This is a genomic window from Arthrobacter sp. AOP36-C1-22 (assembly GCF_052377515.1).
In the GTDB taxonomy this organism is placed as follows: domain Bacteria; phylum Actinomycetota; class Actinomycetes; order Actinomycetales; family Micrococcaceae; genus Arthrobacter_H.
The window spans coordinates 1-26,363 of the sequence record NZ_JBQSWW010000012.1 but is presented as its reverse complement, the minus strand read 5'-3'; the positions used below and the strand labels follow the sequence as shown (position 1 = coordinate 26,363).

Sequence of the window (26,363 nt, the reverse complement as noted above, 5' to 3'; positions counted from 1 at the left end):
GGTCCGGGCGTGGCGGGAGGAGCCCCTCGACGTAGTACCGTGACGCAAGGATATCCAATGGCGCGCATCGCGCCCCGACAGAGGCGGTAACCATGGCAGCATCCGGTGGGAACAAGGCCGTCGTCGCGGCGCTGGCAGCCAATCTGGCGATTGCCGTCTTCAAGTTCGTCGCCTGGCTGCTCACCCAGTCCTCATCGATGCTGGCCGAGGCGATCCACTCGGTCGCGGACTCGGGCAACCAGGTCCTGCTGCTGATTGGCGGGAAGAGGTCCACCCGTGAAGCCAACCCCGCACACCCCTTCGGGTTCGGACGTGAGCGGTATATCTACGCCTTCATCGTCTCCATCATCCTGTTCAGCGTCGGCGGGCTGTTCGCCCTCTATGAGGCCTTCCAGAAGTTCAAGGATCCCCATGGCATCGAAGGACCCTGGTGGTGGGTCCCGGTCGCCGTGCTCGTCGGGGCGATCATCGCCGAAGGACTCTCCTTCAGGACGGCCATCCGCGAATCCAACCAGGTCCGCGGGACCACTGGGTGGGTGAAGTTCGTTCGCCGGGCCAAGGCCCCCGAACTACCGGTGATCCTGTTGGAGGACCTGGGGGCACTGGTGGGCCTGTTCTTCGCCCTGCTGGGGGTGGGGTTGACCCTGCTGACGGGCAATGGGCTCTTCGACGCCGCCGGGACCGCGATGATCGGGGTGCTGCTGGTCTGCATCGCGGTCATCCTGGCCGTGGAAACCAAATCCCTGCTGCTGGGGGAGTCGGCGACCGGTGAAGACATCGCCGGGATCGAAGCGGCCATCCGCGCCGACGGCACCGACATCATCCACCTGAAGACCCTGCACCTGGGCCCTGAGGAGATCCTCGTTGCCGCCAAGTTCGGCATCCGCAAGGGCAGTTCCGGTGAAGACATCGCCAGGGCCATCGATGCGACCGAGGCGCGGATCCGCGCCTCGGTGCCGGCCGCAACACTGATCTACCTCGAACCTGACATCGAACGGACGACCGAGGACATCGGGGGTCCCGGGACCAACGAAGGAGTCGCTGAATGAATGCGTTGAAACAAATCGTCGGCGCGGCACTGGTTGATTCGCTCCAGGCCCCGACCCGGCTGTTGGCGGCCCGCCGGACCAGTCCGCCCGCCTTGGCCGGGCTCTGGGAATTTCCCGGGGGCAAGGTCGAAGCCGGGGAGGGCTGCCAGGCCGGTCTGCTTCGTGAACTGGCCGAGGAACTGGGCATCGAGGCGGAACTCGGAGCCGAAATCGAGGGACCGATCGACCAGGGCTGGAAACTCTCGGGACCTGCGGCCATGCGCGTCTGGCTCGCCTGCGTCACCGACGGGACCCCCGAACCGCTGGAAGACCACGACGAACTGCGGTGGCTGGAACTCGATGGGGACCTTAAGGACGTTGTTCCGTGGATTCCCGCGGATCTGCCGATCGTCGAGGCGATCGTGGCCCGACACGGTGCCCTACCCGGGACGGTATCCGGTCAGGGCATCGTGCGCCCATGATCCTGCTGACCGGTTTCGAACCTTTTGGCGGGGATCCGCTGAACCCGTCGGGGGACGCCTCACGCCGTGCCGCGGAACTGCTCTCCGAATCCGGCCACCCCGCCACCGCCGTCGAACTTCCGTGTGTCTTTTCCGAAGCCGCGGGAGTCCTGCGCAGGGCCCTGCAGGACCACCGTCCGGAACTGGTGGTCTGCACCGGGCTCAATGCCGCTGCCGGGGCCGTCATGCTCGAACGGGTCGCCCTGAACGTGATCGACGCCCGCATCCCCGACAACGCGGGGGAACAACCCGTGGATGTGCCCGTCGTTCCCGGGGCCCCTGCGGCCTATTTCACGACCCTGCCCCTCAAGCGGGCCCTGGCCGCGTTGCAGCGGGAGGGGATCCCCGCCCAGGTGTCCCAGAGTGCCGGCACCTTCGTCTGCAACCAGATCTTCTACACGCTGATGCATGAGCTGGCGGCCTCGGGACAGGCCCGCCGTGGCGGCTTCGTCCATGTCCCCTTCCCGGCGGTGGCCCGGGTGGATCCCGAGTCCCTGGCCACGGCGCTGGTCCTGGTGGTGCGTGAGGCGCTGGAGGGCTCGGCGGATATCAGCCTCGGGGCCGGGACCATCGCCTGAGCGGCGGCAGGAGGGCGCCGATCGGCCGGCTCCTGCGCTGCGTGTAGCCGCCAGCCGCCAGCCCGGCCTGCCGTTCGAAGACATTGCGGGAGGCGGGGTCGCCGGTGCGGAGCCAGGAATATCCGGCGGCCACCGCGTAGAGCGGTAGGAACGGCAGTCCCAGGCACCAGGCATATTGGCTGGCGTGGCGTTCCTCGTGGACGATGAGTCCGGGACAACGCTCCGGCTCGTCGAGGCCCTCCCGCCAGAGGACGACGTTGCCCACGGTGAAGGCCGCGGCGTCGGGCAGGTCCAGCCGATACCCGAGGGCGAGGTAGAGGCCACGAGGCCCCGAACGCACCCGGCACCCCGTGGCACGGGCCAGCAGCAGCCCGCACGGAGTAGCCAGGTTCAGCCAGTTCGCCGCGCTGCGCCAACGCGCCCGGTCAGTTGCCGCCACCGGACTTCTGCACCCCGGTGAGGAAATCAGCGACGAGGGGTCCAGCGGTCTGGGCCCCACCGATGCCTTCGGAGACGAATGCCGCCACGGCCAGATCACCCTGGACGGCGATGACCCAGGCATGGGCATTCTCGTCGGCGTCGTACTCGGCCGTGCCGGATTTGCCGTAGACCTTCGGCCCGGGGACCTTCTGCAGGCCCACCAGGGTGCCATGGGTGACGGTTCCGGCCATCATCTTCTGCAGCTCGTCGGCCTCCTTCGACTCCAGTTTCTTCGCCGGATCCTTGGCGGCATCCGGGCTCGGGGACTCCACCAGATGCGGGGAGACCGTCTGGCCGGCGGCCACGGAAGCGGCGACGGTGGCCATGCCCAACGGGGAGGTCTCCACGACACCCTGGCCGATGCCATTGGCCGCCAGGGTCGTCCCCGTCGAATCATCCGGGATGGAGCCCAGGAACGAGGAGACGCCGGTCGACGGGGAGGGGTTGAGCCCCAGGGAGGCCCCGGCAGTGGTCAGGTCCTTGGCCTTCAGGCCCGCAGCCCCGTTGATGAAGACGGTGTTGCAGGACTGGGCGATGGCCTCCGACAGCGGGATGGTCCCGAGCTTGCCGGCGGGGTAGGCGTCGAAGTTCTTGAACTCCTTGCCCTTGATGGTGGTGGTCTTCGGGCATTTGACCTTGCTGGACGGGGTCTTCCCATCGCGGAGCATGGCCAGGGCGGTGACCACCTTGAAGGTGGACCCGGGGGCATATTTGCCGAGCATCGCCGTGTTCATCCCCTGCTCCGCCGGGCCGGAGGCGGCGGCCAGAACGGAGCCGTCGGAGGGGCGGATGGCGACCAGGGCCGAGGTGGGGTCGACCTGTTTGAGTAGCTTCTCGGCCAGCTTCTGCTGGGCCGAGTCCAGCGTCACGGTCAGGTCCTTGCCGTTCTTCGGGTCGCGCTCGAAGAGCTCTTCCACCTGTTGGCCGGAGGGATCGTAACTGGCGATGGTCAGGCCCGCCGTGCCGGAGAGCCGATCGTCGTATTGGGCTTGAAGCCCCGAGAGCCCCACGACGTCCCCGGCCTTGGTCTTGCCCTCGGATTCCTTGATGATTTCGGCGGTGGCCTGCCCGACGGTGCCCAGGATCGGTCGGGCGAAGGTCCGGGTCAGGGCCAACGGCTCGCTGCCGGTGATGGCCCGGCCGCCGGGGATGGCTTCGACCTGGGCGTCGGTGACCTCGCGCTTGGAGTTGTCGCGCAGCGTGATGGCTTCGACGAACGCCTGGTCCCCGGCGGCCTTGACCCGGGCGACGTAGTCGGACACGTCCACGTCGGCGAGCTTCGCGAGCTTCTTTGCCGCGCCCCCTGCCTCGCCGTCCTCCAGCCGCGTCTTGTCGAGGCCCAGGTGGACCACCGGGCGGTCCTTGACCAGTGCCTGCTTATCGGTGCTGCGGATCTGCCCGCGTTCGGAGGCCTTGGTCCGCAACGCCACATGGTGGCCCGGTTCCAGCCCCGTGAGTTCCTCCTGGTCGTAGTCGACCTGCCAGGCCTCCGCCTCCTGGTCGTAGGCCAGTTGTGCGCTGGTGGAGTATTCCCAGTCGGTCTTGGTGTCATCCACGTCCCAGACCGTCGTGAAGGTGGCGGTCGCCGTGGGGGAGTCCTCGTCCTCGTCCTCGGGCCGCTCGACCGAGTCCACCGTGGTGCGGTGCTTCAGGTCCTTCATGGAGTCGAAGGCGGTGGCCAGGTCCTCGGAAACCGTGGCAGGGTCGGCATTCTTCAGCGGCACGGAAGAGAAATCGAAGGTCTCCAGGGCCTGGGCCACGGATTGGGCGACCGGATCGGGATCGGGCACCGGGGATGAGCATGCGGAGAGGCTTCCCAGGGCGAGCGTGGACAGGACGGTCGTCAGCGTCAAGCGCCGGGCTACATGCATGGTGGTCATTATGGCCGGGGAGTGGACGCGATCACAAGGCGGGACATATGGAACGACGCCGCGGCGGGCGCAATGTCCGCGCGCGGGTTCGGGAGCCCGGGGGCGAACTACTAGACTGGGATCCGGAAACAGGACCACCCCAACCGTGAAAAGGGCCGTACATCTGCCATGTCTGAAGCCACGCCACCGAACGGTGGACCCGGAGGAACCGCACCGTCGGTTCCGCATCCCACCGACGAGGCGGCAGTCCAGGCTGCCGTCGACGCCGCCCTGTCGGCCATCGAGGCGGCCACCGATCTCGAAATGCTCAAGCAGGCCCGGCTGGCCCATAGCGGAGAGAAGTCCCCGCTGGCCCTGGCCAACCGCGAAATCGGCCGGCTGGACAAGACCGAGAAGGCGACAGCCGGCAAGCTGATGGGCGGGGCCCGTGGCCGCGTCAACAAGGCCCTGGCCGCACGCACCACGGTCCTGGAGGAGGAGGACGCCGCACGGATCCTCATCGAGGAGGCCGTGGACGTCACCGCGGCGGCGCACCGCCGTCGTGCCGGGGCCCGGCACCCGCTGTCCACCCTGCAGGAACGGGTCGGCGATATCTTCGTGGGCATGGGCTGGGAGATCGCCGAGGGCCCCGAGGTCGAATCGGAATGGTTCAACTTCGACGCCCTGAACTTTGCCCCGGACCATCCGGCCCGCGACATGCAGGACACCTTCTTCATCGAACCCGCCGAGTCCCACCTGGTGATGCGTACCCACACCTCGCCGGTGCAGATCCGCTCGATGCTCGAGCGCGATCTGCCCGTCTATGTGCTGTGCCCGGGCAAGACGTTCCGCACCGACGAGCTCGACGCCACCCATACCCCGGTCTTCCACCAGTTCGAGGGCCTGGCCGTGGACAAGGGCCTGACCATGGCCGATCTGCGCGGCACCTTGGAACACTTCGCCCGGCAGATGTTCGGCCCCGATGCCGCGATCCGGCTGCGCCCGAACTTCTTCCCCTTCACCGAGCCCTCCGCCGAGCTGGACATCTTCCACCCCGGGGCCAAGGGAGGGCCGGCCTGGATCGAATGGGGTGGCTGCGGGATGGTGCACCCCAATGTGTTGCGCGCCGCCGGCATCGACCCCGAGGAATACTCGGGCTTCGCCTTCGGCATGGGCATCGAACGCACGCTCATGTTCCGTAACGACGTCCCGGACATGCGCGACATGATCGAGGGCGACATCCGCTTCAGCGAACACTTCGGGATGGAGATCTAATCATGCGCATACCCCTTTCCTGGTTGCGCGAATACGCGCAGGTACCGGCCGACGCCACGGCCGAAGACGTCATGGCCGACCTCGTGCGGGTCGGCTTGGAGGAGGAGGACGTCCACCGTCCCACCGACTCCATCTCGGGTCCCATCGTCGTGGGCCGGGTCGAATCGTTGGTCAAGGAACCCCAGACGAACGGCAAGACCATCAACTGGTGCCAGGTCCGCGTGGTGCCCGAAGGGGCCACCCAGGACCTCACCCACGACGGGATCGACCCCTCGGGCGTGCAGGGCATCGTCTGCGGTGCGCACAACTTCGTCGAAGGCGACAAGGTCGTGGTCACCCTTCCCGGGGCCGTGCTGCCCGGCGACTTCGCCATCAGTGCCCGCAAGACCTACGGTCATGTCTCGGCAGGGATGATCGCCTCCTCCCGCGAACTGGGCATCGGTGATGACCACGACGGGATCATCGTGCTCTCGCGCCTGGGGCTGGACCCCGAGATCGGCTCCGATGCCATGGAGCTGTTGGGCCTGTACGACCAGGCGGCGGAAATCAACGTCACCCCGGACCGCAGCTACTGCTTCTCGATCCGCGGCGTCGCCCGCGAATACGCCCACGCCACGCACACCACCTTCACCGACCCGGCGGCGGGGGTCACCGTCCCCGCCGCGACCGGACCCGGATACCCGGTACGGATCGCCGACGATGCAGGAGCCTACGCGGCCCCCGGCTGCGACCGGTTCGTGGCCCGGACCGTCACCGGGGTGGACGCCTCGAGGCCGACCCCTCCCTGGATGGCCTCGCGGCTGACCCTGGCCGGAATGCGGACGATTTCACTGATCGTGGACATCTCCAACTACGTGATGCTCGAACTGGGCCAGCCGCTGCACTTCTATGATGCCGACGTCCTGCGCGGGGACATCGTGGTGCGTCGTGCCACGGCGGGGGAGCGCCTGAGGACGCTCGACGACAAGCAGCGGGAGCTGGACCCCCAGGACGTGGTGATCGCCGACGACCGGGGAGCCATCGGCATCGCCGGGGTCATGGGAGGCACCGAGACCGAGGTCTCGACGTCCACGGCCAACGTGCTCATCGAAGCCGCCCACTTCAGCCCGGTGGCCGTGGCCAGATCCCGTCGCCGGCACAGGCTACCCTCCGAGGCCTCCAAACGCTTCGAGCGCGGAGTCGACTGGGAAGTGGCCGACGAAGCCGCCCAACGCGCCGTCGAACTCCTGGTTGAACTGGCCGGCGGAACCGCCGAGGACACCGCGACCGACGAGGGCGCCCGGCCCGAACCACGCATCATCGATCTGCCCGAGGACTTCGCCTCGAAGCTGATCGGCGTCGACTACACCCCCGAACAGGTCACCGGAACGCTGAGGGATCTGGGTGCAACCGTGGAGCAGACCACCGCGGGGCTGCGGGTCACCGCACCGTCCTGGCGGCCCGATCTGCGCATCCGCGAGGACCTCGTGGAGGAGATCGCCCGGCTGGTCGGCTACGAGGAGATCCCCTCGACCCTTCCGGTGGCTCCCCCCGGGCGCGGCCTGACCCGGACCCAGCAGCAACGCCGCCGGGTGCTCCAGGGCCTCGCCGACGCCGGACTGACCGAGGTGCTGAGCTATCCGTTCGTGTCCCTGGCGCAGAACCAGACCTTCGGCGCGGCAACGGCCGGCACCGAGGTCGCGGCGGTGAAGCTGGCCAACCCGATCTCCACCGAGTTCGGGTTCCTGCGCACCAGCATCCTGCCCGGACTGCTGGAGACCGCGCGTCGGAACCACTCCAGGGGCTTCCGCGATCTGGCCCTCTACGAGGCCGGGTTGGTCTACCTGCCCGGTGAAACGCTGGGCACCGCGACGATCCCGCCGCTGGGTGAACGCCCCGCCGACGACGTCCTGGACGCACTGGATGACGGTCTGCCCGAACAGCCGCAGCATATCGGCGCCGTGTTGTTCGGCAACGATGCGGCCCCCGGCGTCGGGGTGGAGCCACGGGCCCACGACTGGGCCTCGGCCCTGGATGTGGCCCGACTGGTGGCAGACATCCTGGGGGTCGAACTGGTGGTGTCCCAGGGGACGCATCAGGCGTTCCACCCGGGGCGTACGGCCCGGCTGTCGTTGCGCACCGGCGAATACGTCGGCATCGCCGGGGAACTGCATCCCCGGTTGCTCGCCTCCTCCGGTCTACCGGCCCGCACGGTGGCGATGGAACTCGATGCCGACACGCTGTTCGCGGCGGCCGCGGACCTGGTCGTCGCCCGGGCCATCTCGACCTACCCCTTGTCCACGCAGGACGTGGCCCTGGTCGTGGATCGCGACGTGGTCGCCGGGGACGTGTTGGAAACCCTGCGCCTGGGAGCGGGGGAACTCCTGGAGGACGTCGCCCTGTTCGACGCATACCAGGGCCCGGGGATCGAGGAAGGCAAGAAATCGTTGGCCTTCGGTTTGCGCTTCCGCGCCGAGGACCGGACGTTGACCGCCGACGAGGCCTCGGCCTCGAGGGCGGCGGCCGTGGCCGCGGCCGCCGAGAAGTTCGGTGCCGTCCAGCGCTGAACCAGCCCGCAGCATGACGACGGGGCCGGAACCTCCCAGCAGGGGTTCCGGCCCGCCGTCGTCCGGGGGGACGGCCTCCGGGGGTGTCAGCCCCTGCTGAGAGAATCCTGCCCGGACGGCTCCTGCCCGGTCTGCTCCCCGGCGGCCCGCCGGTAGGCCGATCCATCGAGGGAACGGGTGAGCAGACCCGCGTCCACCAGGTAGCGGCGCAGCGTGACCACATCGGAGGTCAACGCCTCCAACCGGCGGTTCAGCTCACCCTCGGTGAGGACCTCCTCGGGGGCCAGTGCCCGGAGTGCGGCCCAGCCCAGCAGCCGGCGGCGTGGTCCGGGTTTGGCCGGATAGGTGTGGATGCGCCCGTCGTCCACGAAACGGTCCAGGACCTCGTCCCCGGTGGCCCCGGAACGCGTCGGCGTCGGCGTCGAGAGCAGGCTGCGCAGTCCGGCGGCGTCGACCCTCCAGTCGCCGTCCGTTCCGGCCAGCACCCCGGAGCCGGCCAGCCGGTCCAGGCCCTTGCTCCGCCGGGCATCCGAAACCACGGTTCCCTCCCGGGCGGCCTCGGCGATGATGACCTCGGCCAGCAGCAGGCGCTGCTCGGCATTGGCCAGGGCCGCCACCACCGGGCGCCACCGCTGGGGGCCCGGTGCCTCGTCGTCGTGCCGTGTCATGTTCCTCCTGCGTATGTGGATCAGGCGTTGGCGTTGCTGGAATCCGGCAGCAGGATCACCTTGCCGGTCGTGGCCCGTGAGGCCAAGGCCGTATGGGCCTGCCCGGCCTGCTCCAGCGGGAACCGGGCGCCGATGGCCACCTTCAGCGTCCCCTCGGCCACCAGGGAGAACATCTCCTGGGCCCGCCACCGGCGCTCGGGGCCGTCCAGGAGGAAATCGGAGAGCTTGGGCCGGGTGACGGTCAACGAACCGTGGGAGTTCAGCCGCTGCAGGTCAAAGGGAGGGACCTGTCCGGAGGCGCCGCCGAAGAGCACCAGGGTGCCGCGGATGCGCAGGGAGGCCAGCGAACCCTCGAAGGTGTCCTTGCCGATGCCGTCGTAGACCACGTCGACGCCGCGGCCGTCGGTGAGCTCCCGCACGCGGTCGGGGACCTCGGCGTAGGAGAGCACGTGGTCGGCTCCGGCGGCCCGGGCCAATTCGGCCTTTTCCTCCGTCGACGTGGTGGTGATGACCGTGGCTCCGCGCAGCTTGAGCAGCTGGATCAGCAGTTGGCCGACCCCGCCGGCGCCGGCATAGGTCAGCACGGTGTCCCCGGGGCCGACCTTGAAGCTGTTGTTGATCAGGTAGTGGGCGGTGAAGCCCTGCAGCGGGAGTGCCCCGGCCACCTCGTCGGAGACCCCCTCGGGGACCGGGAAGGCCTTCTCGGCGTCCACCAGCATGTACTCGGCGTAGCTTCCGGTCCCCTCGGAGGTGGCGACCCGGTCCCCGACGGCATGGTCGGTGACCCCCTCGCCGACGGCCTCCACGGTGCCGGAGCCCTCGGTGCCGGGGACGAACGGGTACTGGACCGGGTAGACCCCCGAACGCTGGTAGGTTTCAATGAAGTTCACTCCCACGGCGGCCAGACGGACCAACAGCTGGCCGGGTCCGGGGGCGGGGCGTTCGACGTCCACCAGTTCGAAGACCTCGGGGCCGCCTGCCTGGGGGATCCGTAGTGCGTGGGGCATGGGAAGACTCCTTCGTTCGTGATGGTCTGCCCAGCCTAGGTGGTCCGGGCGCCGGGTGCTTGGCGGAGGGCGAAGATGACCCCGATGTATGAATAATTATTAGCCATGGTGCATAAGAGCGTTGTAGGCTGGGGCCATGAGTATTTCGGTAGCCGTTTCCGGGGCCAGTGGATATGCCGGCGGAGAGGTCCTGCGCCTGCTGGCGCAGCACCCCGACGTCACGATCGGGGCCATCACCGCCCATAGCAATGCCGGGCAGCGACTGGGCAGCTTGCAACCGCACCTGCATGCGCTCGCCGACCGCATTCTGGTGGACACGACCGCGGAGAACCTCGCCGGGCACGACGTCGTCTTCCTGGCCCTGCCGCACGGGGCCAGCGCCGCCCTGGCCGCCGAGCTGCCCGAAGACACCGTGGTCATCGACGCCGGGGCGGACCACCGGCTCTCCTCGCCCCAGGCCTGGGAGAAGTACTACGGCGGGGAGCACGCAGGACACTGGCCCTACGGATTGCCCGAAATGCCCGGGCACCGCGAGAAGCTGCGCGGGGCCACCCGCATCGCCGTCCCCGGGTGCTACCCGACCTCGGCCCAACTGGCCCTGGTCCCCGGTTTCACCGCGGGTCTGCTGGAGACGGACGACGTCGTCATCGTCTCGGCCTCGGGCACCTCGGGGGCCGGCAAATCGATGAAGCCCCACCTGCTGGGCTCCGAGGTCATCGGCGGCATGAGCCCCTACGGGGTGGGCGGGATGCACCGGCACACCCCGGAAATGGAACAGGGGTTCAGCGCCGCGGCCGGCGAACCGGTCACCGTCTCCTTCACCCCGACCCTGGCTCCGATGGCCCGCGGCATCCTGGCCACGGCCACCGCACGGGTCAAACCCGGCGTCGAAGCCGCCGCCCTGCGGGCCGCCTGGGCCACCGCCTACGCGGATGAACCCTTCGTGCACCTGCTGCCCGAAGGCCAGTGGCCCACGACCAAGGCCGTGCAGGCCTCCAACCACGCCCAGCTGCAGCTGGCCTTCGACGACCATGCGGGCCGCGTCATCGTGGTCTGCGCCATCGACAACCTCACCAAGGGGACCGCCGGTGGGGCCGTGCAATCGATGAACCTCTCCCTGGGTCTGCCCGAAACCCGGGGACTCGAAATGGAAGGGATAGCCCCGTGAACCACGCCCCTGAGCACCACACCCCGCAGGGGGTCACCGCCGCCGCGGGATTCCGTGCCGTCGGCATCACCGCCGGCCTGAAGGCCTCGGGCACCCCCGACCTGGCCCTGGTGGTCAATGACGGGCCGGCCAAGAACGCCGCAGCGGTCTTCACCACCAACCGGGTGGCGGCGGCCCCCATCCACTGGTCCCGGAAGGTGATCGCCGACGGCCGGGCCGAGGCGGTGATCCTGAACTCCGGGGGAGCCAATGCCTGCACCGGCGCCGAAGGCCACGCCAACACCCGGGCCACCGCTGAGGCCACCGCCGACGCGCTCGGGGTCGACGCCGGGGACCTGCTGGTCTGCTCCACGGGGCTGATCGGCGAACAACTACCGATGGACAAGATCACCGCAGGCATCGGCACCGCCTGCGCGGCCCTGGAGGCAGGATCCGGGCCCGACGGCGGGGCCGATGCCGCCACCGCGATCATGACCACCGACTCGGTCCCCAAACAGGCGGGTTTCTCCTGCGCCGGATACGCCATCGGCGGCATGGCCAAGGGGGCCGGCATGCTGGCCCCGGGGCTGGCCACGATGCTGGTGGTCATCACCACCGATGCCGCACTCGAGGCCCCCGAACTCGATGCCGCCCTGCGCGCCGCCACCCGGGTCAGTTTCGACCGGGCGGATTCCGATGGCTGCATGTCCACCAACGACACGGTCCTGCTGCTGGCCTCCGGGGCCTCGGGAATCCGGCCCGATCTCGCCGAATTCACCGACGGGCTCACCGGGGTGTGCACCGACCTGGCCCATCAGCTCATCGCCGACGCCGAGGGCGCCGCCCACGAAATCAGCATCCGGTCCTTCAACGCCGCCAGCGAGGACGACGCCGAAGAGGTCTCCCGTTCCGTGGCGCGCTCCAACCTGTTCAAGACCGCGATATTCGGCCAGGACCCCAACTGGGGTCGGGTGCTCTCCGCCGTGGGGACCACCGCCGCGGCCTTCGACCCCGACGAGCTCGACGTCGCCATCAACGGCGTCCAGGTCTGCCGCGCCGGAGGCATCGGCGAAGACCGCTCGCTCGTGGACCTGGCCGGCCGGAAGGTGCTGGTGGAGATCGATCTGCATGCCGGCGAGGCCGAGGCGACGATCTGGACCAACGACCTCACCCACGACTACGTCCACGAGAACTCCGCCTACTCCAGCTAGGACCGCCGCGCATGAACACCGACACCCCGAACGGCCCCGAGGGCACACTGACCGGCGACGCCTGGGACACAGCCCACCGCAAGGCCGAGGCGTTGATCGAGGCACTGCCCTGGATCCAGCACTTCGCCGGCAGCACGATGGTCATCAAATACGGCGGGAACGCCATGGTCAACGACGAGCTGCGCCGGGCCTTCGCCGAAGACATCGTCTTCCTGCACCATGCCGGCATCCACCCCGTCGTCGTCCACGGGGGCGGGCCGCAGATCAGCTCGATGCTCGAACGACTGGGCATCGACTCCGAATTCCGCGGCGGACTGCGGGTGACCACCCCCGAGGCCATGGACGTGGTGCGCATGGTGCTGACCGGGCAGGTCGGCCGCGAACTGGTCGGGCTGGTCAACTCCCACGGCCCCTACGCCGTCGGACTCTCCGGGGAGGACGGCGGCCTGCTGCAGGCCGTCCGGACCGGGACCGTCATCGACGGGGAATCGGTGGACCTGGGGCTGGTCGGGGAGGTGACCGGGGTCGAACCGCGCGCCCTGGTCGACCTGCTCGGCGCCGGCCGCATCCCGGTGATCTCCACCATCGCCCCCGAGGTCGACGACGACGGCGAACCCACCGGGCAGGTCCTCAACGTCAACGCCGATACCGCCGCCGCCGCAGTGGCCTCGGCCCTGGGAGCCTCCAAGCTGGTCATCCTCACCGACGTGGAGGGACTCTACTCGGACTGGCCCGACCGGTCCTCATTGGTCTCCTCGCTGACCGTCGCGGAATTGCGCCGGATGATGCCGCGTCTGGAATCGGGCATGATCCCCAAGATGGAGGCCTGCCTGAAGGCGGTCGATGACGGCGTCGAACGCGCCCATATCGTTGATGGACGCCAACCCCATTCGATGCTGTTGGAGGTCTTCACCTCGGCAGGCGTCGGCACCCAGGTCGTTCCCGAGGAGGAACCGTGAGCCAGAACCCCCAGAAATCCAGCCCGAAGCGGACCTCCGGGCGCCACACGGCCTCCCCGCTGGGGCAGACCGGTGAACTGGAGGCCCTGCAGGGGCTGGCCTCCACCGAACTGACCGACCGCTACAACGCCTCGCTGATGGGGGTGTTCGGGACACCCCAGCGGGTCCTGGTGCGCGGATCCGGTTGCGTGGTCTGGGATGCCGACGGGCGTGAATACCTCGATCTGCTCGGGGGCATCGCCGTCAACGCCCTGGGCCATGCCCACCCGTTCCTCACCTCGGTGGTCTCCAGCCAGCTGGCCACCCTGGGACACGTGTCGAACTTCTTCACCAGTCCCACCCAGATCGCCCTGGCGGAAAAACTACTCTCCCTCGCCCGGGCCCCCCACGGGTCGAAGGTCTTCTTCGCCAACTCGGGGACCGAGGCCAACGAGGCGGCCTTCAAACTGGCCCGGCGTAACGACGGGGCGGGCAGCGGAACCGCCAGGACGCGGATCATCGCCCTGGAGAACGCCTTCCACGGCCGCTCCATGGGCGCGCTGGCACTGACCTGGAAGCAGGCTTACCGCGAGCCCTTCGAACCGTTGCCCGGCGGGGTGGAATGGGTGCCGGCCGGAGACGCGGCGGCACTGCGGGCCGCCGTGGATGAGACCGTGGCCGCGGTCTTCATCGAACCCGTCCAGGGCGAGGCCGGAGTCCGCGGATACCCCGAGGGCTACCTGCAGGCGGCCAGGAGGATCACCGAGGAGGCCGGGGCCCTGCTCATCATCGACGAGGTCCAGACCGGCATCGGGCGGACCGGGGTCTGGTTCGCCTCGGAGGAGATCATCCCCGACGCGATCACCCTGGCCAAGGGGCTGGGCGGCGGATTCCCGATCGGGGCGCTGATCACCTTCGGCGAGCCCGTTTCCTCCTTGTTGGGTCCGGGCCAACACGGCACCACCTTCGGCGGGAACCCCGCAGCCACGGCGTCCGCGCTGGCGACCTTGCACGTCCTGGAAGGCCAGGACGTGCTGGCCCACGTCCGCGACACCTCGGCCGCCCTAGCCGAGGCCCTGCAGGAGCTGGACTGCGTCACCGCGGTGCGAGCCCACGGTCTGCTGGTGGGCTTCGATCTGGCCACCGAGGTGGCTCCCGCCGTCGTGCGGGCAGGACTCGAGGCGGGGTTCATCATCAACTCCACCGGCCCGGCCACGCTGCGGCTGGCCCCGCCGTTGATCATCACCATGGAACAGCTCAGGGGCTTCGTCGACGCCCTGCCCGGGCTCTACGCCACCGCCATCGCACAGGAGAACTAAGTGAGCACCGCAACCATTCGTCATTTCCTGGTCGATACCGACCTCACCCAGGCCGAACAGACCGAGGTCCTGGACCTGGCCGCGGCCATGAAGGCCGACCGGTACGGATACCACCCCTATGCCGGACCGCAAACCGTTGCCGTCTTCTTCGACAAGACCTCCACCCGGACCAGGGTCTCCTTTGCCGCAGGGGTTGCCGAACTCGGTGGCCAGCCGCTGATCATCAACCCCGGTGAATCCCAATTGGGCCATAAGGAATCGATCGCCGACTCGGCGCGGGTGCTCGGGCGCATGGTCTCCACGATCGTCTGGCGCACCTACGCCCAAGCGGGGCTGGAGGAGATGGCAACCCATAGCCGGGTGCCGGTGATCAACTCGCTCTCCGACGAATACCACCCCTGCCAGCTGCTGGCCGATCTGCTGACCGTCCGCGAGCATAAGGGAAAGCTAGCGGGACTCTCCATGGCCTACCTCGGTGATGCGGCGAACAACATGGCCAACTCCTATCTGCTGGCCGGGGTGACCGCGGGGATGCACGTACGCATCGCCGGGCCCGCAGGCCATCTGCCCGACGAGGCGGTGGTCGCCGCGGCCCGGGACCGTGGAGCCGAAACCGGGGGGACGGTGACGATCACCAGCGACCCGTCCGAGGCGCTCTCCGGTGTCGACGTCGTGGCCACCGACACCTGGGTCTCCATGGGGCAGGAAGACGAGAAGGCCGAACGCGTGAAGCTCTTCGGCCGCTACCGGGTCGACGAGGCCGCGATGGCGTTGGCGGCACCCGAGGCGATCGTGCTGCACTGCCTGCCGGCCTACCGCGAATACGAGATCGCGGCCGAGGTCATCGACGGCGACCAATCGGTGGTGTGGGACGAGGCGGAAAACCGGTTGCATGCGCAGAAGGCCCTGATGGCCTGGCTGATGGCCTCCTCGGGGCTGGCAGCAGCCCCGAGCCTCGAGGAGGGGGCGCGACGATGAGCCTGCAGCCGGGGGTCCAGCCCACCACGAAAATTGCCCGTCAAGCGCGGATCAAGGCCATCCTCGGGGCGGGGTCGGTCAGGTCCCAGGCCGAACTGGCGGCGCTGCTGGCGGCCGACGGCGTCCAGGTCACCCAGGCCACCTTGTCCCGTGACCTGGTGGAACTGGGGGCGATCAGGGTCCGCGGGGTGGAAGGCGGGCTCGTCTACGCCTTGCGCTCCGAAGGAGGGGACCGGTCGCCGCAGACCGGTGTCACCCAGGAAGTCCTCGATGCGCGGCTGGCGAAGCTCTCCGCCGAGTTGATCGTCACCGCCGAGGCCTCGGCGAACATCGTCATCCTGCGCACCCCTCCGGGGGCGGCGAACTTCCTGGCCTTGTCGATCGACCATTCGATCATGCCCGATGTGCTGGGCACGATCGCGGGGGACGACACCGTCATGTTGATAACGCGCGACCCCCAGGGCGGCGAGGAGATCGCCGCCCGTTTCCTGGAGCTGGCCAACACGCAGTAACGCCCACCCCGGGCCGGTCATGTGCTGACCGGCCCGGGGTGGGCGGGGAGGCTCCGACGTCCTAGAGCCCCGGGATGCTCATGGTCTCGTCCTTGGACGGGGCCTCATGCTCGTCGACGTCGTTCCAATCGCTGAACGTCACGGCTCCGCCGTCGTCGGAATCCTTCTCATCCGAGAAGCCCTCGACCTTCAGCAGGTAGGGCTCCCCTTCCGAGGCAACCCAGAAGGCCTTGTCCCCGTTGGCGTACTTATACGCCTCCTGGCCGTCGACTTCCTCGACAGACTTATCCGTGTACTCCTCCAGGTCGCTGTCCTCCGGGCCTTCCTCGAGCAGTGAATCGAGCATGGACCCGACCGAGAACTCATTGAACTCCTCGGGGTCGGCGACGGAAATCCACTTGTCCCCGGCCAGGCTGGAGAGCATTTCTCCGGCACCCTCGCCGGCGTTCTCGTTCCAGAAGTCCTTATTGGCCTTGAGGTAGGCGGTCTCGTCGACGGTCAGGATGGTCACTTTGCCCTGGTCCTGGGTGGCCTTGGCCAAGGAGTTGGATCCGTCACGGGTGCCGGAGATGTCGATGGACAGGTCCTTGCCGTCCTGGACGACGTCACCGTTGATGGCGACGCTCTCGGCGTTCTTCACGGCCTCGGTGGTCTTCGGGAAGATCTCCGACGCGTCGGGGACCGAACTCCCGCAACTGGACAGCCCCAGCAGCAGGATGGCTGCGGCAGGGACGATGAGGGCAGGGTTCCTACGGGATTTCAACAACAGGTATTTCCTCCGGTGCGAATGGATGCGGGTAGGCGCGGTTCGCCGCGCCGTCATCCATCGTAGGAGAAGTGCTGCCTCAGCGCTGGTCTGACCCGCCCGAGGGCGAATGCTTCTCGAGCACTTCGCGCATGGCGGGCAGTTCGAACATCTCGGTCACGGCCCAGGCGTTCTGGGGGCCCAGTTTCGGGTCAGCGCCGGACTCCAGCAGGAAGCGGGTGAGGTCGGCATTCTGTCGGAACACCGCGCAGGTCAACGCCGATTGGCCCTTGTCGTTGAGCCGGTCCACGGTGGCGCCGAGTTCGACCAGGCCGCGCACCAGGTCGTTATGCCCGTTGTAGGCGGCAAGGATCAGCAGGGTGTCGCCCTTGGGGTTCGTCAAGTCAACGGGCAGGCCCTCCCCGATGAGGGCCAACAGCTTCGCCGCTTCCCCTTGACGGGCAAGGTCGAAGGTGGAATGAAGGAAGGCAAGTTCTTCGTCGCTGAGTTCTGGCACTGGCTGGTTGGCGGGCTCTGTCATGCCCACCAGCCTACCGCCAGCCGGTGGGGGCTGCATTGCATCGCGTGCATAATTATGTAGACTTGTGAATAAGAACAGATCTTGATCGGCGCGGACCACGTGTCGAACCCCATTCCCAGAGGAGAAACCCCGTGAAGGAACGCATTGTCCTGGCCTACTCCGGCGGCCTGGATACGTCCGTGGCCATCGGTTGGATCGCTGAAGCCACCGGTGCCGAGGTCATCGCCGTCGCGGTCGACGTGGGCCAAGGCGGCGAATCCCTGGAAACGGTGCGTGAACGCGCCCTGGGCTGCGGCGCGGTCGAGGCCTACGTGGCCGACGCCCGCGACGAGTTCGCCAACGAATACTGCATGCCCACGCTGCAGACCGGGGCCCTCTACCAGGACCACTACCCGCTGATTTCCGCGATCTCCCGCCCGGTGATCGTCAAGCACCTGGTCACCGCCGCCAAGCAGTTCGGGGCCACCACCGTGGCCCATGGCTGCACCGGCAAGGGCAACGACCAGGTCCGCTTCGAGGTCGGCATCCAGACCATCGGCCCCGAACTGAAGTGCATCGCCCCGGTCCGTGACCTGGCGCTGACCCGCGACAAGGCGATCGAATACGCGGAGAAGAACGACCTGCCCATCGAAACGACCAAGAACAACCCGTTCTCGATCGACCAGAACGTCTGGGGCCGCGCGGTAGAAACCGGCTTCCTCGAGGACATCTGGAACGCCCCGACCAAGGACGTGTACAGCTACACCGATTCCCCCGAGTTCCCCCCGGCACCCGACGAGGTGACCATCTCCTTCCGCCAGGGCATCCCGGTGGCCATCGACGGGGTGGCCGTGACCCCGCTGGAGGCCATCGAGCAGATGAACCGCCGCGCCGGCGCCCAGGGGATCGGCCGCATCGACATCGTCGAGGACCGCCTGGTGGGCATCAAATCCCGAGAGATCTACGAGGCCCCGGGCCCGATGGCGCTGATGGAAGCTCATAAGCACCTGGAGAACATCACGCTCGAACGCGAGCAGGCACGCTTCAAGGCGACGGTCTCCCAACGCTGGAGCGAATTGGTCTACGACGGCCAGTGGTTCTCCCCGCTGAAGCGTTCGCTGGACACCTTCGTGGCCGACACCCAGCGCCACGTCAACGGAGACATCCGCATGGTCATGCATGGTGGCCGTGCCGTCGTGGAGGGACGCCGCTCGGAGACCGGGCTGTACCGCTTCGATCTGGCCACCTACGACACCGGGGACACCTTCGACCAGTCCAGCGCCCGCGGCTTCATCGACATCTTCGGACTCTCGGCCAAGGTTGCCACGGAGCGCGACGAGCGCGTGGCCGAGGGCAAGTAGGCATGACCCAGGCACATGGCACCAACGAAGGAGCCCTGTGGGGCGGCCGGTTCTCCGGCGGCCCCGCGGACGCCCTGGCCGCACTGAGCAAATCCACGGATTTCGACTGGCGGCTGGCCCGCTACGACATCGCCGGATCCCGGGCCCATGCCCGGGTCCTGCACACCGCGGGGCTGCTGGACGAGAACGAACTGCAGGGCATGATCGAGGCCCTGGACCAGCTGGAATCAGATGTCACCGACGGCAGCTACGTCGCCGCGGAATCGGATGAGGACGTCCATGGTTCGCTCGAACGCGGGCTGATCGAACGGGCCGGACCGACGCTGGGCGGCAAGCTGCGCGCCGGACGCTCACGCAACGACCAGATCGCCACGCTGGGGCGGATGTTCCTGCGCGACCATGCCCGGGTCATCGCCCGGGGCGTGCTGGCGACCATCGAGGCGCTGATCGAGCAGGCCGAGGCCCACCCCGGGGCCGCGATGCCCGGGCGCACCCATCTGCAGCACGCCCAACCCGTGCTGCTGGGCCACCACCTGCTGGCCCACGCCTGGGCACTGCTACGTGATCTCCAGCGTCTGGCCGACTGGGACCGCCGGGCCGCGGTGTCCCCGTACGGTTCCGGGGCACTGGCCGGCTCATCACTGGGACTGGATCCGAACGCCGTCGCCGCGGAACTGGGCTTCGATTCGGCCAGCTGGAACTCCATCGACGGAACGGCAGGCCGGGATGTCTTCGCCGAGTATTCGTGGGTCGCCGCGATGATCGGGGTGGACCTGTCCCGGATCTCCGAGGAGGTCATCCTCTGGGCGACCAAGGAATTCTCCTTCGTCACCTTGCATGATTCCTACTCCACGGGCTCCTCGATCATGCCGCAGAAGAAGAACCCCGACGTCGCCGAACTGGCCCGCGGCAAAGCGGGACGACTCATCGGCGACCTGACCGGGTTGCTGGCCACGCTCAAGGGGCTTCCGCTGGCCTACAACCGGGATCTCCAGGAGGACAAGGAACCGGTGTTCGATGCCACCGACACCCTGGAACTGCTGCTTCCCGCGGTATCGGGAATGATCGCCACGCTCGATTTCAACACCGAACGGATGGCCGACCTGGCCCCCCAGGGCTTCGCGCTGGCCACCGATATCGCCGAATGGCTGGTCCGCCAGGGGGTTCCCTTCCGGGATGCCCACGAGCTCTCCGGCTCGGCCGTCCGGGTGGCGGAAGCACGGGGGGTGGAACTGTGGGATCTGACCGACGAGGAATTCGCCGCGATCTCACCGGAACTGACCCCCGCGGTCCGAGAGGTCCTCAGCACCGCCGGGTCGCTGGCCTCACGTTCCTCGCAGGGAGGCACGGCCCCCGCCGCCGTCGCCGCCCAGCTGGCCGCACTGAAGGAGCAGCTGGGGGACCTGCGCGACTTCGCGGCCTGAAGCGCAGCACCGGCAGGGCCCACCGCCGTCGTCCAGCGCGGACGACGGCGGTAGGCTGCTGCCATGACACAGCTTTCCACCGCGTCACTGGCCGATGCCGTCCAGGATGCCACCGCCCGCGCCCGGGCCGCGATCGAGGCGCTACCACCCGGGGAATTCGCCGCACCATCGAGCCTGCCAGGGTGGAGCAAAGCCCATGTGCTGGCCCACCTCGACGGGGTCGCCCGCGCCCTGGCGCGGCAGCTGGCCCATGCCGCCCGGGGTGAACGCATCGAGTTCTACGACGGCGGCCAGGAAGGCCGCAACGAACGGATCGAACTCGGGGCCCTGCAACAGCCATCCGCCCTGGTTGCCCGCACACTGCAGGGACTGGACCTGCTGGACGAATCGATCACGGACATCCCGGCCGACGGCTGGGGCAGGACCACGAGCTTCCGGGGTGAAGGAACCGTGGGCGATTGCGTGGAGGCCGCCTGGCGGGAAGTGCTCATCCACGCCACCGACCTGGGCACCACCGTTTCGCTGGCCGACTGGCCCGCGGAATTCTCGGCCCACCTCTTCGACTTCCTGGCCCCGCGGGTCCCCTCCGACTACCGGCTGGTCCTGCAACCCACCGGGGGCCAGCCGGTGACCCTCGGCGCGGGCCCCACCGGGTACGTGGTCACCGGCATGGAATTCGATCTGGCCGGCTGGCTTGCCGGACGCGACCCCTCCGGCCCCGTCAGGGCGACCGCCGCGGCCGACGGCGCGGACCTGCCCGAGCTGCTGCCCTGGCCCTCGGGACCGGCCGTCGCGCAATGAGCGGGACGGATCCCCAACTCACCCGGACGGCGATCGAGGTCGCGCCGTTGCTGCTGGGATGCGTCCTGACGGTCGAACGCGAGGGCCATCAGGTGGGGGTGCGGATCACCGAGGTCGAAGCCTACGAGGGTGCGGAGGACCCCGGGTCCCACGCCTACCGGGGACGCACGGCACGCAACGACTCGCTCTTCGGGCCCCCCGGAACCCTGTACTGCTACTTCACCTATGGGATGCACCATTGCGCGAACGTCGTGTGCGGAACCGAAGGAAGGGCCTCAGCGGTCCTGCTGCGGGGAGGGGAGATCATCGGGGGTGCCGACACGGCCAGGGCGCGACGACGCAATCCACGGCGTGAACGGGATCTGGCCAACGGGCCCGCCAAACTCGCCCAGGCCGTGGGCCTGGACCTGAGCTGCAACGGACTGGAACTGATCACCGGGGTGGACGTGACGGACGCTCCGCAGCGGGCGGCGAAGGAGACCGCGCTGGCCGCGACCCTGTCCCGGCTCCCCGCCACCGCACCCCCGGGGGTGCGCTCCGGCCCCCGGGTCGGGGTGGCAGGACCCGGGGGCAGCAATGCCTACCCCTGGCGGTTCTGGCTCGAGGAGGAGCCGACCGTCTCGGCCTATCGTGCCGCCAAGCCCCGTCACGGGAGGAAACCGGCAGGAACCCCGGGACATGGGGACTAGAGTGGATGCGTGCAATCCATGACCGAAACCATGCCCGAGCTCCTGGATCGCCTCTGTGCGATCGTTCCCGACTATCCGCAACCGGGGGTCTCCTTCAAGGACCTGACCCCCGCATTCGCCGACGCCGACGGATTGCGCCGGATGATCGATGAGATCATCGCCCCCTTCGCCGGGACGTTCGACGTCGTCGCCGGAGTCGAGGCACGGGGCTTCGTCCTGGCCGCGGCTGCGGCCTACGCCAGCGGCACCGGGATGGTGACCATCCGCAAGAAGGGCAAGCTGCCCCGGCCGGTCCACGCGGAGCAGTACACCCTTGAATACGGCACGGCCACGCTCGAGTTGCACCGTGACGACATCAAGCCCGGAACCCGGGTCCTGCTGTTGGATGATGTCCTGGCCACCGGAGGGACCATCACCTCCGCCGCCGCCCTGTTGAGCCGGGCCCAGGCGGAGATCGTCGGCATCGGGGTCGTCCTCGAGCTCGCGGAGCTCCGTGGCCGGGAACGACTGCAGGATTACCCGGTGAAGGCCCTGCAACTGGTGTGACGGAGGTTGTGAGCCCGCCGGGCACCAAACCGGTAGACTGATCCGTCCGCCATTTCGCACCAGGAGGAAAGTACATGCCGCAGTCACCCTCGCCCGCACCTGAACTGGAGCGCGAGCGGGCATATGTCGAGCGCCTGTACCGTCGCCTCGATGCCCTGCGTGAGGAGAAGACCGCGCAACTGGCCCGGGTCCGCCGCGATGGAGCGGTCGGTTCCCTGCAGAACATCTCCGAACGCGACTCCTTCGCGAACCTCTACGAGGACCGGCTGGCCCAGCTGAATGCCGTGGAGGACCGGTTGGTCTTCGGTCGACTGGACCTCGAAACCGCCGGGGACGATGGAGAAGCCACCAGCCACTACATCGGGCGCATCGGCATGACCGATGAGGACCAGACCCGGTTGATGGTTGATTGGCGTGCCCCGGAGGCCGGGGCCTTCTACCAGGCCACCGCCTTCGAACGCCAGGGGGTCCGCCGCCGGCGCCATCTGATCCTGAAGGGCCGCAACGTGGTCGCCCTCGAAGACGACGTGCTGGATCCGGAACTCCTCAACGAAGGGGTCTCGCACCAGGGGGAGGGGGCGCTGCTTGCTGCCCTGACCAGCCGACGCACCGGACACATGACGGATATCGTCAGCACCATCCAGGCGGAGCAGGACCGGATCATCCGTGCCCCGCTGGCCGGCGTACTGGTCGTCCAGGGCGGTCCCGGGACCGGAAAGACCGCGGTGGCGCTCCACCGGGCGGCCTATCTGCTCTATGAACACCGGGAACGACTGAAGACCGCCGGCGTCCTGCTGGTCGGCCCCTCCACGGCCTTCATGCGCTATATCGAACGCGTCCTGCCCTCCCTGGGCGAGACCGGAGTCGTGACGTCCTCCGTGGGCCAGCTCCTGCCGGGGATCAATGCCATTCCCGAGCCCGGACGCGAAGCCGCCCGGATCAAGGGTGGGCTGGGAATGGCCGAGGTGGTGGCCCGGGCCGTGGAGCATCGCCAGAGGGTTCCCGCGGGGCCACGCAGGGTCATGGTGGAAGGCACCCCGTTGACGGTCACCCCACGACAGGTCAAACGGGCCGGCGACAAGGCACGGGCGACGGGCAAACCGTATAACGAGGCCCGCGCGACCTTCGTGAAGGTCATGCTGCGCGAGCTGGCCGACCAGTTGAAGGAGAAGCTCGAGGAATCCTCCGGTGCGGGCAATGCGGCCGACCGTTCCTATCTGATCGAAGACGTCCGGGCCTCCCGGGATGTGCGCATCACCTTGAACCTGTGCTGGCTGCCGATGGGTCCCGAACAGTTGATCTCGGATCTGTATGCCAAGCCAGAGGTCCTCGAAGCGGTGGCTCCCGAGCTGAGCTACGCCGAACGCCGTACCCTGCAACGTGGCCGGGACGAGCCATGGACCGAGGCGGATGTCCCCCTGCTCGACGAGGCCGCCGAACTCCTCGGTGCCTTCGACGCGACGGTCGGGCGTGAACAAGCCCTGGCGGAAGCCAACCGCAAACGCGATCTGGCCAATGCCGAACAGGCGTTGAAGAACGTCAGCGCCTCACTGGAGGAGATCGGCATCGACGGGTCCGTCAGCGCCGAACAGCTGGCCGACCTGAACGAGGAGACCGGACCCCGGCTGACGGCTGCCGAACGCGCGGCCACCGACCGCAACTGGGCCTACGGACATGTCGTGATCGACGAGGCCCAGGAGCTCTCTCCCATGCAGTGGCGCTTGCTGGTGCGTCGTTGCCCCTTGAAGTCCTTCACCGTCGTCGGCGATATCGCCCAGGCCAGTTCGGCCGCGAGCGTGGGCAGCTGGGCCGCGGCCATGAAACCATTCGTCGGTCGTCGTTTCGAGTTGGAGGAGCTGACGGTGAACTACCGCACGCCGGTCCAGATCGCCGAAGCTGCCGCCCGGATGGCCCAGGAAGCGGGCCTGCAGGTCTCGACGCCCAAGGCGGTGCGCGAAGGGGACTGGCCCCCGGTGATCAACCGGGTCGAGCCCGGGGAGGTCCTGGGAGCGACGCTGAGGGCTTTGCCGCGGGAGATCGGGATCGCCGACGGGGGACTGGTTGCAGTCATTGCCCCCGCACAACGACTCGATCAGGTACGCACCGCGGTCGCAGGCGAATACGGGCGTCGCGTCGGGGGCGGGTCGGGCGCCCTGGACCAGGACATCGTGGTGACCACGGCCAAGCTGGCCAAGGGCCTGGAATTCGACGTCGTGGTGGTGCTGGAGCCGCAGGAAATCGTCGAGGAGGCCGAAGGAACCGTCGGTGACTTGTATGTCGCGATGACCCGGGCCACCCAACGTCTGCTGGTCATCGCCAGTGGCAACATTCCGGCGGGAATGGAGCCGGACGCCTGATCCCCGCGGTGTAGCTGCTAGATTTGACCTCGTGTCAGTAAGTGAATTGAATCCCGCCATTGCGGGACAGCAGAATGATCCGTCCTTCCCCAACATCTGGCAGGAGCTGAAGTGGCGTGGCCTGGTCCACGTTTCCACGGAGGAATCCGGTCTGGAGCAAATGCTCGCGGGGGAGCCGATCACGTATTACTGCGGATTCGATCCCACGGCGCCCTCATTGCACCTGGGGAACCTGGTCCAGCTGTTGAACATGCGCCGTCTCCAGCTGGCGGGTCACCACCCGCTGGGCCTGGTGGGCGGTTCCACCGGCCTGATCGGTGATCCCCGGCAGAGCGCCGAACGGGTTCTGAACACCAAGGAGACCGTCAACGAATGGGTTGGCCGTCTGCAACGCCAGGTCAGCTGGTTCCTGTCCACCGAGGGAACGAACGCGATGCAGATCGTGAACAACCTGGACTGGACGGGCCCCCTCAGCGCCATCGACTTCCTGCGTGAGGTGGGTAAACACTTCCGGGTGGGGACGATGGTCAAGAAGGACACCGTTGCGTCACGCCTGAACAGTGACGAGGGAATCAGCTACACGGAATTCAGCTACCAGATCCTGCAGGGCATGGACTACCTGGAGCTCTACCGCGACTACGGCTGCCGTCTGCAGACCGGCGGTTCCGACCAGTGGGGCAACCTGACCAGCGGCACGGAACTGATCCGCAAGGTCGAAGGCACCACGGTCCATGCCTTCGGAACCCCGCTGATCACCAACTCCGACGGAAGCAAGTTCGGCAAAAGTGAAGGCAACGCCATCTGGCTCGATGCCGAGATGTGCAGCCCATATGCCTTTTACCAGTTTTGGCTCAACACCGCGGACGTCGATGTGGTTGATCGCTTCAAGATCTTCACCTTCCGCACGCGCGAAGAAATCGAAGCCATCGGACAAGAGGTGGCGGACCGTCCCTTCGCCCGGGCGGGGCAACGCCAGTTGGCCTACGACGTCACGTCGTTGGTCCACGGGGTGGACGCCACCGAAAAGGTCATCGCAGCCTCGGCGGCAATGTTCGGCCAAGGGGCGCTCGCCGAGTTGGACGAGGAGCTCCTGGTGGCAGCCACTGCGGAACTGCCCAGTGCGAAGGTGGCACCGGATTCCTTGGGAATCGTCGAGCTGCTGGTGGCGACCGGACTCTCCGAATCCAAGTCGGCCGCTCGTCGGACCGTGGGCGAGGGCGGTGCCTACGTCAACAACGTCAAGTTCTCAGATGTCGACGCGGTCATCGACCCATCGACCCTGTTGCATGGCCGCTATGTCCTGGTGCGCCGTGGCAAGAAGAACCTGGCAATGGTCGAAGTCGGCTCCTAGAGACCAGGGCAGCGGCGCGTCCTGGACGCGCCGCCATTCCAGAAGGACCAGAGGCCGGTCGGCCCCGAGACGTGAATCACGTCGGGGCCGACCGGCCTTTTTCGCGTCCGGAGAGGGGCCGGCTGCCGGGCCGGCCAGCAAGGAAGCCCGGAATTCCGGGGAACCGGGGGTGATCGAGGGCGGAAGGTGTGCAGGGACCTGCCGATTTGCAGCCACCGGTCAGCACGTGTAATGTTTTCTCTTGTCGCCGCCGCTCCTGCAGCGGACAAAGGAAGCGAAAGTTTCCAGGGAAAGCGACCAAACCCCTTTCAAATATCCAGGTATTCCGGACGTCATTTGCACGCCCTGAAACATGGAAATGGAAGCGGGGGGAGGCCAAATGGTCGAAATCAAAGCGATAAAGTCGATTTGACAACGATCAAACGGACTAATAAATTAGATATGTAGCAGCGAGAGAAAAGCAAAAAGAATACGAATTCTTTACTTCGTAATTTGCTCGGAATCGTTAGCG

Annotated in this window: 24 protein-coding genes; 18 read left to right on the top strand and 6 right to left on the bottom strand. The window is 67.9% G+C overall.

Annotation, left to right across the window (positions count from 1 at the left end):
* Positions 1–92: 92 nt before the first annotated feature.
* From ACT3S6_RS08555 to pcp, 3 genes are read left to right on the top strand one after another with little or no spacing between them, the layout of a single operon-like run.
* Entirely contained in the window at positions 93–1,049 is a 957-nt protein-coding gene (locus ACT3S6_RS08555; protein ID WP_444554585.1) for a cation diffusion facilitator family transporter, read from the top strand.
* On the top strand, positions 1,046–1,510 hold the full coding sequence (locus ACT3S6_RS08550) for a (deoxy)nucleoside triphosphate pyrophosphohydrolase (protein ID WP_444554584.1): 465 nt from the start codon (positions 1,046–1,048) through the stop codon (positions 1,508–1,510). The genes ACT3S6_RS08555 and ACT3S6_RS08550 overlap by 4 nt, the downstream gene beginning before the upstream one ends.
* On the top strand, positions 1,507–2,127 hold the full coding sequence (gene pcp / locus ACT3S6_RS08545) for a pyroglutamyl-peptidase I (RefSeq protein WP_444554583.1): 621 nt from the start codon (positions 1,507–1,509) through the stop codon (positions 2,125–2,127). Before ACT3S6_RS08550 ends, pcp begins: the two co-directional genes overlap by 4 nt.
* Here the strand turns inward: pcp and ACT3S6_RS08540 are convergent.
* Together ACT3S6_RS08540 and ACT3S6_RS08535 are read right to left on the bottom strand one after the other, a co-directional pair.
* On the bottom strand, positions 2,099–2,566 hold the full coding sequence (locus ACT3S6_RS08540) for a hypothetical protein (RefSeq protein ID WP_444554582.1): 468 nt from the start codon (positions 2,564–2,566) through the stop codon (positions 2,099–2,101). The two genes, pcp and ACT3S6_RS08540, sit on opposite strands and share 29 nt — an antisense overlap.
* Complete coding sequence (locus tag ACT3S6_RS08535; RefSeq protein ID WP_444554581.1) at positions 2,553–4,478, bottom strand: penicillin-binding transpeptidase domain-containing protein; 1,926 nt, start codon at positions 4,476–4,478, stop codon at positions 2,553–2,555. Before ACT3S6_RS08535 ends, ACT3S6_RS08540 begins: the two co-directional genes overlap by 14 nt.
* A gap of 168 nt (positions 4,479–4,646) precedes the next feature.
* Here ACT3S6_RS08535 and pheS point away from each other — a divergent pair, with 168 nt between their 5' ends.
* The gene (gene pheS / locus ACT3S6_RS08530; protein ID WP_444554580.1) at positions 4,647–5,732 is read left to right on the top strand and encodes a phenylalanine--tRNA ligase subunit alpha; all 1,086 of its coding nucleotides are present in this window, start codon (positions 4,647–4,649) and stop codon (positions 5,730–5,732) included.
* Positions 5,733–5,734: 2 nt separating this feature from the next.
* The gene (gene pheT / locus ACT3S6_RS08525) at positions 5,735–8,278 is read left to right on the top strand and encodes a phenylalanine--tRNA ligase subunit beta (protein WP_444554579.1); all 2,544 of its coding nucleotides are present in this window, start codon (positions 5,735–5,737) and stop codon (positions 8,276–8,278) included.
* Between the two features lie 86 nt (positions 8,279–8,364).
* Here the strand turns inward: pheT and ACT3S6_RS08520 are convergent, their stop codons facing one another.
* Together ACT3S6_RS08520 and ACT3S6_RS08515 are read right to left on the bottom strand one after the other, a co-directional pair.
* Positions 8,365–8,946: a DUF2087 domain-containing protein gene (locus ACT3S6_RS08520; RefSeq protein WP_444554578.1), complete on the bottom strand. Its 582-nt coding sequence runs from the start codon at positions 8,944–8,946 to the stop codon at positions 8,365–8,367.
* A gap of 20 nt (positions 8,947–8,966) precedes the next feature.
* Positions 8,967–9,953, bottom strand: coding sequence for a quinone oxidoreductase family protein (locus ACT3S6_RS08515; protein ID WP_444554577.1), 987 nt, complete (start codon positions 9,951–9,953; stop codon positions 8,967–8,969).
* Positions 9,954–10,089: 136 nt separating this feature from the next.
* Between ACT3S6_RS08515 and argC the strand changes: the two genes are divergently transcribed.
* Genes argC through ACT3S6_RS08485 form a run of 6 tightly spaced genes read left to right on the top strand, consistent with a single transcriptional unit; the run spans position 10,090 to position 16,058 of the window.
* Positions 10,090–11,121 carry an N-acetyl-gamma-glutamyl-phosphate reductase gene (gene argC, locus ACT3S6_RS08510; RefSeq protein ID WP_444554576.1) on the top strand — a complete coding sequence of 344 codons (1,032 nt, stop codon included), beginning with the start codon at positions 10,090–10,092 and terminating at the stop codon, positions 11,119–11,121.
* Positions 11,118–12,311, top strand: coding sequence for a bifunctional glutamate N-acetyltransferase/amino-acid acetyltransferase ArgJ (argJ, locus tag ACT3S6_RS08505; RefSeq protein ID WP_444554575.1), 1,194 nt, complete (start codon positions 11,118–11,120; stop codon positions 12,309–12,311). Before argC ends, argJ begins: the two co-directional genes overlap by 4 nt.
* Before the next feature lie 11 nt (positions 12,312–12,322).
* Positions 12,323–13,270 (top strand): acetylglutamate kinase, encoded by a 948-nt coding sequence (gene argB, locus ACT3S6_RS08500; protein WP_444554574.1) that lies wholly within the window; start codon positions 12,323–12,325, stop codon positions 13,268–13,270.
* A 59-nt stretch (positions 13,271–13,329) separates the two neighbouring features.
* Positions 13,330–14,568 (top strand): acetylornithine transaminase, encoded by a 1,239-nt coding sequence (locus ACT3S6_RS08495; RefSeq protein ID WP_444554645.1) that lies wholly within the window; start codon positions 13,330–13,332, stop codon positions 14,566–14,568.
* Positions 14,569–15,546: an ornithine carbamoyltransferase gene (gene argF, locus ACT3S6_RS08490; RefSeq protein WP_444554573.1), complete on the top strand. Its 978-nt coding sequence runs from the start codon at positions 14,569–14,571 to the stop codon at positions 15,544–15,546.
* Entirely contained in the window at positions 15,543–16,058 is a 516-nt protein-coding gene (locus tag ACT3S6_RS08485) for an arginine repressor (protein ID WP_444554572.1), read from the top strand. Before argF ends, ACT3S6_RS08485 begins: the two co-directional genes overlap by 4 nt.
* A gap of 61 nt (positions 16,059–16,119) precedes the next feature.
* Here the strand turns inward: ACT3S6_RS08485 and ACT3S6_RS08480 are convergent, their stop codons facing one another.
* Entirely contained in the window at positions 16,120–16,824 is a 705-nt protein-coding gene (locus tag ACT3S6_RS08480; protein ID WP_444554571.1) for a hypothetical protein, read from the bottom strand.
* Between the two features lie 79 nt (positions 16,825–16,903).
* Entirely contained in the window at positions 16,904–17,344 is a 441-nt protein-coding gene (locus tag ACT3S6_RS08475) for an ankyrin repeat domain-containing protein (protein WP_444554570.1), read from the bottom strand.
* Between the two features lie 131 nt (positions 17,345–17,475).
* On the opposite strand from ACT3S6_RS08475, the gene ACT3S6_RS08470 reads away from it, so the two are divergent.
* The 7 genes from ACT3S6_RS08470 to tyrS all read left to right on the top strand — a co-directional run bounded on the left by ACT3S6_RS08470 (position 17,476) and on the right by tyrS (position 25,852).
* The gene (locus ACT3S6_RS08470) at positions 17,476–18,684 is read left to right on the top strand and encodes an argininosuccinate synthase (RefSeq protein WP_444554569.1); all 1,209 of its coding nucleotides are present in this window, start codon (positions 17,476–17,478) and stop codon (positions 18,682–18,684) included.
* A 2-nt stretch (positions 18,685–18,686) separates the two neighbouring features.
* Positions 18,687–20,108 (top strand): argininosuccinate lyase, encoded by a 1,422-nt coding sequence (gene argH / locus ACT3S6_RS08465; protein WP_444554568.1) that lies wholly within the window; start codon positions 18,687–18,689, stop codon positions 20,106–20,108.
* Between the two features lie 63 nt (positions 20,109–20,171).
* The gene (locus tag ACT3S6_RS08460; RefSeq protein ID WP_444554567.1) at positions 20,172–20,909 is read left to right on the top strand and encodes a maleylpyruvate isomerase family mycothiol-dependent enzyme; all 738 of its coding nucleotides are present in this window, start codon (positions 20,172–20,174) and stop codon (positions 20,907–20,909) included.
* Complete coding sequence (locus ACT3S6_RS08455; RefSeq protein ID WP_444554566.1) at positions 20,906–21,598, top strand: DNA-3-methyladenine glycosylase; 693 nt, start codon at positions 20,906–20,908, stop codon at positions 21,596–21,598. The genes ACT3S6_RS08460 and ACT3S6_RS08455 overlap by 4 nt, the downstream gene beginning before the upstream one ends.
* An 18-nt stretch (positions 21,599–21,616) precedes the next feature.
* Positions 21,617–22,144 carry an adenine phosphoribosyltransferase gene (locus ACT3S6_RS08450; RefSeq protein ID WP_444554644.1) on the top strand — a complete coding sequence of 176 codons (528 nt, stop codon included), beginning with the start codon at positions 21,617–21,619 and terminating at the stop codon, positions 22,142–22,144.
* Between the two features lie 74 nt (positions 22,145–22,218).
* Positions 22,219–24,501: an ATP-binding domain-containing protein gene (locus ACT3S6_RS08445; RefSeq protein WP_444554565.1), complete on the top strand. Its 2,283-nt coding sequence runs from the start codon at positions 22,219–22,221 to the stop codon at positions 24,499–24,501.
* Positions 24,502–24,532: 31 nt separating this feature from the next.
* Positions 24,533–25,852 carry a tyrosine--tRNA ligase gene (gene tyrS / locus ACT3S6_RS08440; protein ID WP_444554564.1) on the top strand — a complete coding sequence of 440 codons (1,320 nt, stop codon included), beginning with the start codon at positions 24,533–24,535 and terminating at the stop codon, positions 25,850–25,852.
* Positions 25,853–26,363 lie beyond the last annotated feature (511 nt).

Bases quoted from the DNA above. Each gene is read 5' to 3' on its own strand.
- pheT (WP_444554579.1), top strand. From the start codon at position 5,735: ATGCGCATACCCCTTTCCTGGTTGCGCGAATACGCGCAGGTACCGGCC.
- argB (WP_444554574.1), top strand. From the start codon at position 12,323: ATGAACACCGACACCCCGAACGGCCCCGAGGGCACACTGACCGGCGAC.
- ACT3S6_RS08555 (WP_444554585.1), top strand. From the start codon at position 93: ATGGCAGCATCCGGTGGGAACAAGGCCGTCGTCGCGGCGCTGGCAGCC.
- ACT3S6_RS08520 (WP_444554578.1), bottom strand. From the start codon at position 8,946: ATGACACGGCACGACGACGAGGCACCGGGCCCCCAGCGGTGGCGCCCG.
- ACT3S6_RS08445 (WP_444554565.1), top strand. From the start codon at position 22,219: ATGCCGCAGTCACCCTCGCCCGCACCTGAACTGGAGCGCGAGCGGGCA.
- pcp (WP_444554583.1), top strand. From the start codon at position 1,507: ATGATCCTGCTGACCGGTTTCGAACCTTTTGGCGGGGATCCGCTGAAC.
- ACT3S6_RS08450 (WP_444554644.1), top strand. From the start codon at position 21,617: ATGACCGAAACCATGCCCGAGCTCCTGGATCGCCTCTGTGCGATCGTT.
- ACT3S6_RS08460 (WP_444554567.1), top strand. From the start codon at position 20,172: ATGACACAGCTTTCCACCGCGTCACTGGCCGATGCCGTCCAGGATGCC.
- ACT3S6_RS08550 (WP_444554584.1), top strand. From the start codon at position 1,046: ATGAATGCGTTGAAACAAATCGTCGGCGCGGCACTGGTTGATTCGCTC.
- argC (WP_444554576.1), top strand. From the start codon at position 10,090: ATGAGTATTTCGGTAGCCGTTTCCGGGGCCAGTGGATATGCCGGCGGA.
- pheS (WP_444554580.1), top strand. From the start codon at position 4,647: ATGTCTGAAGCCACGCCACCGAACGGTGGACCCGGAGGAACCGCACCG.
- argH (WP_444554568.1), top strand. From the start codon at position 18,687: ATGACCCAGGCACATGGCACCAACGAAGGAGCCCTGTGGGGCGGCCGG.
- ACT3S6_RS08515 (WP_444554577.1), bottom strand. From the start codon at position 9,953: ATGCCCCACGCACTACGGATCCCCCAGGCAGGCGGCCCCGAGGTCTTC.
- ACT3S6_RS08455 (WP_444554566.1), top strand. From the start codon at position 20,906: ATGAGCGGGACGGATCCCCAACTCACCCGGACGGCGATCGAGGTCGCG.
- ACT3S6_RS08475 (WP_444554570.1), bottom strand. From the start codon at position 17,344: ATGACAGAGCCCGCCAACCAGCCAGTGCCAGAACTCAGCGACGAAGAA.
- ACT3S6_RS08535 (WP_444554581.1), bottom strand. From the start codon at position 4,478: ATGCATGTAGCCCGGCGCTTGACGCTGACGACCGTCCTGTCCACGCTC.
- ACT3S6_RS08485 (WP_444554572.1), top strand. From the start codon at position 15,543: ATGAGCCTGCAGCCGGGGGTCCAGCCCACCACGAAAATTGCCCGTCAA.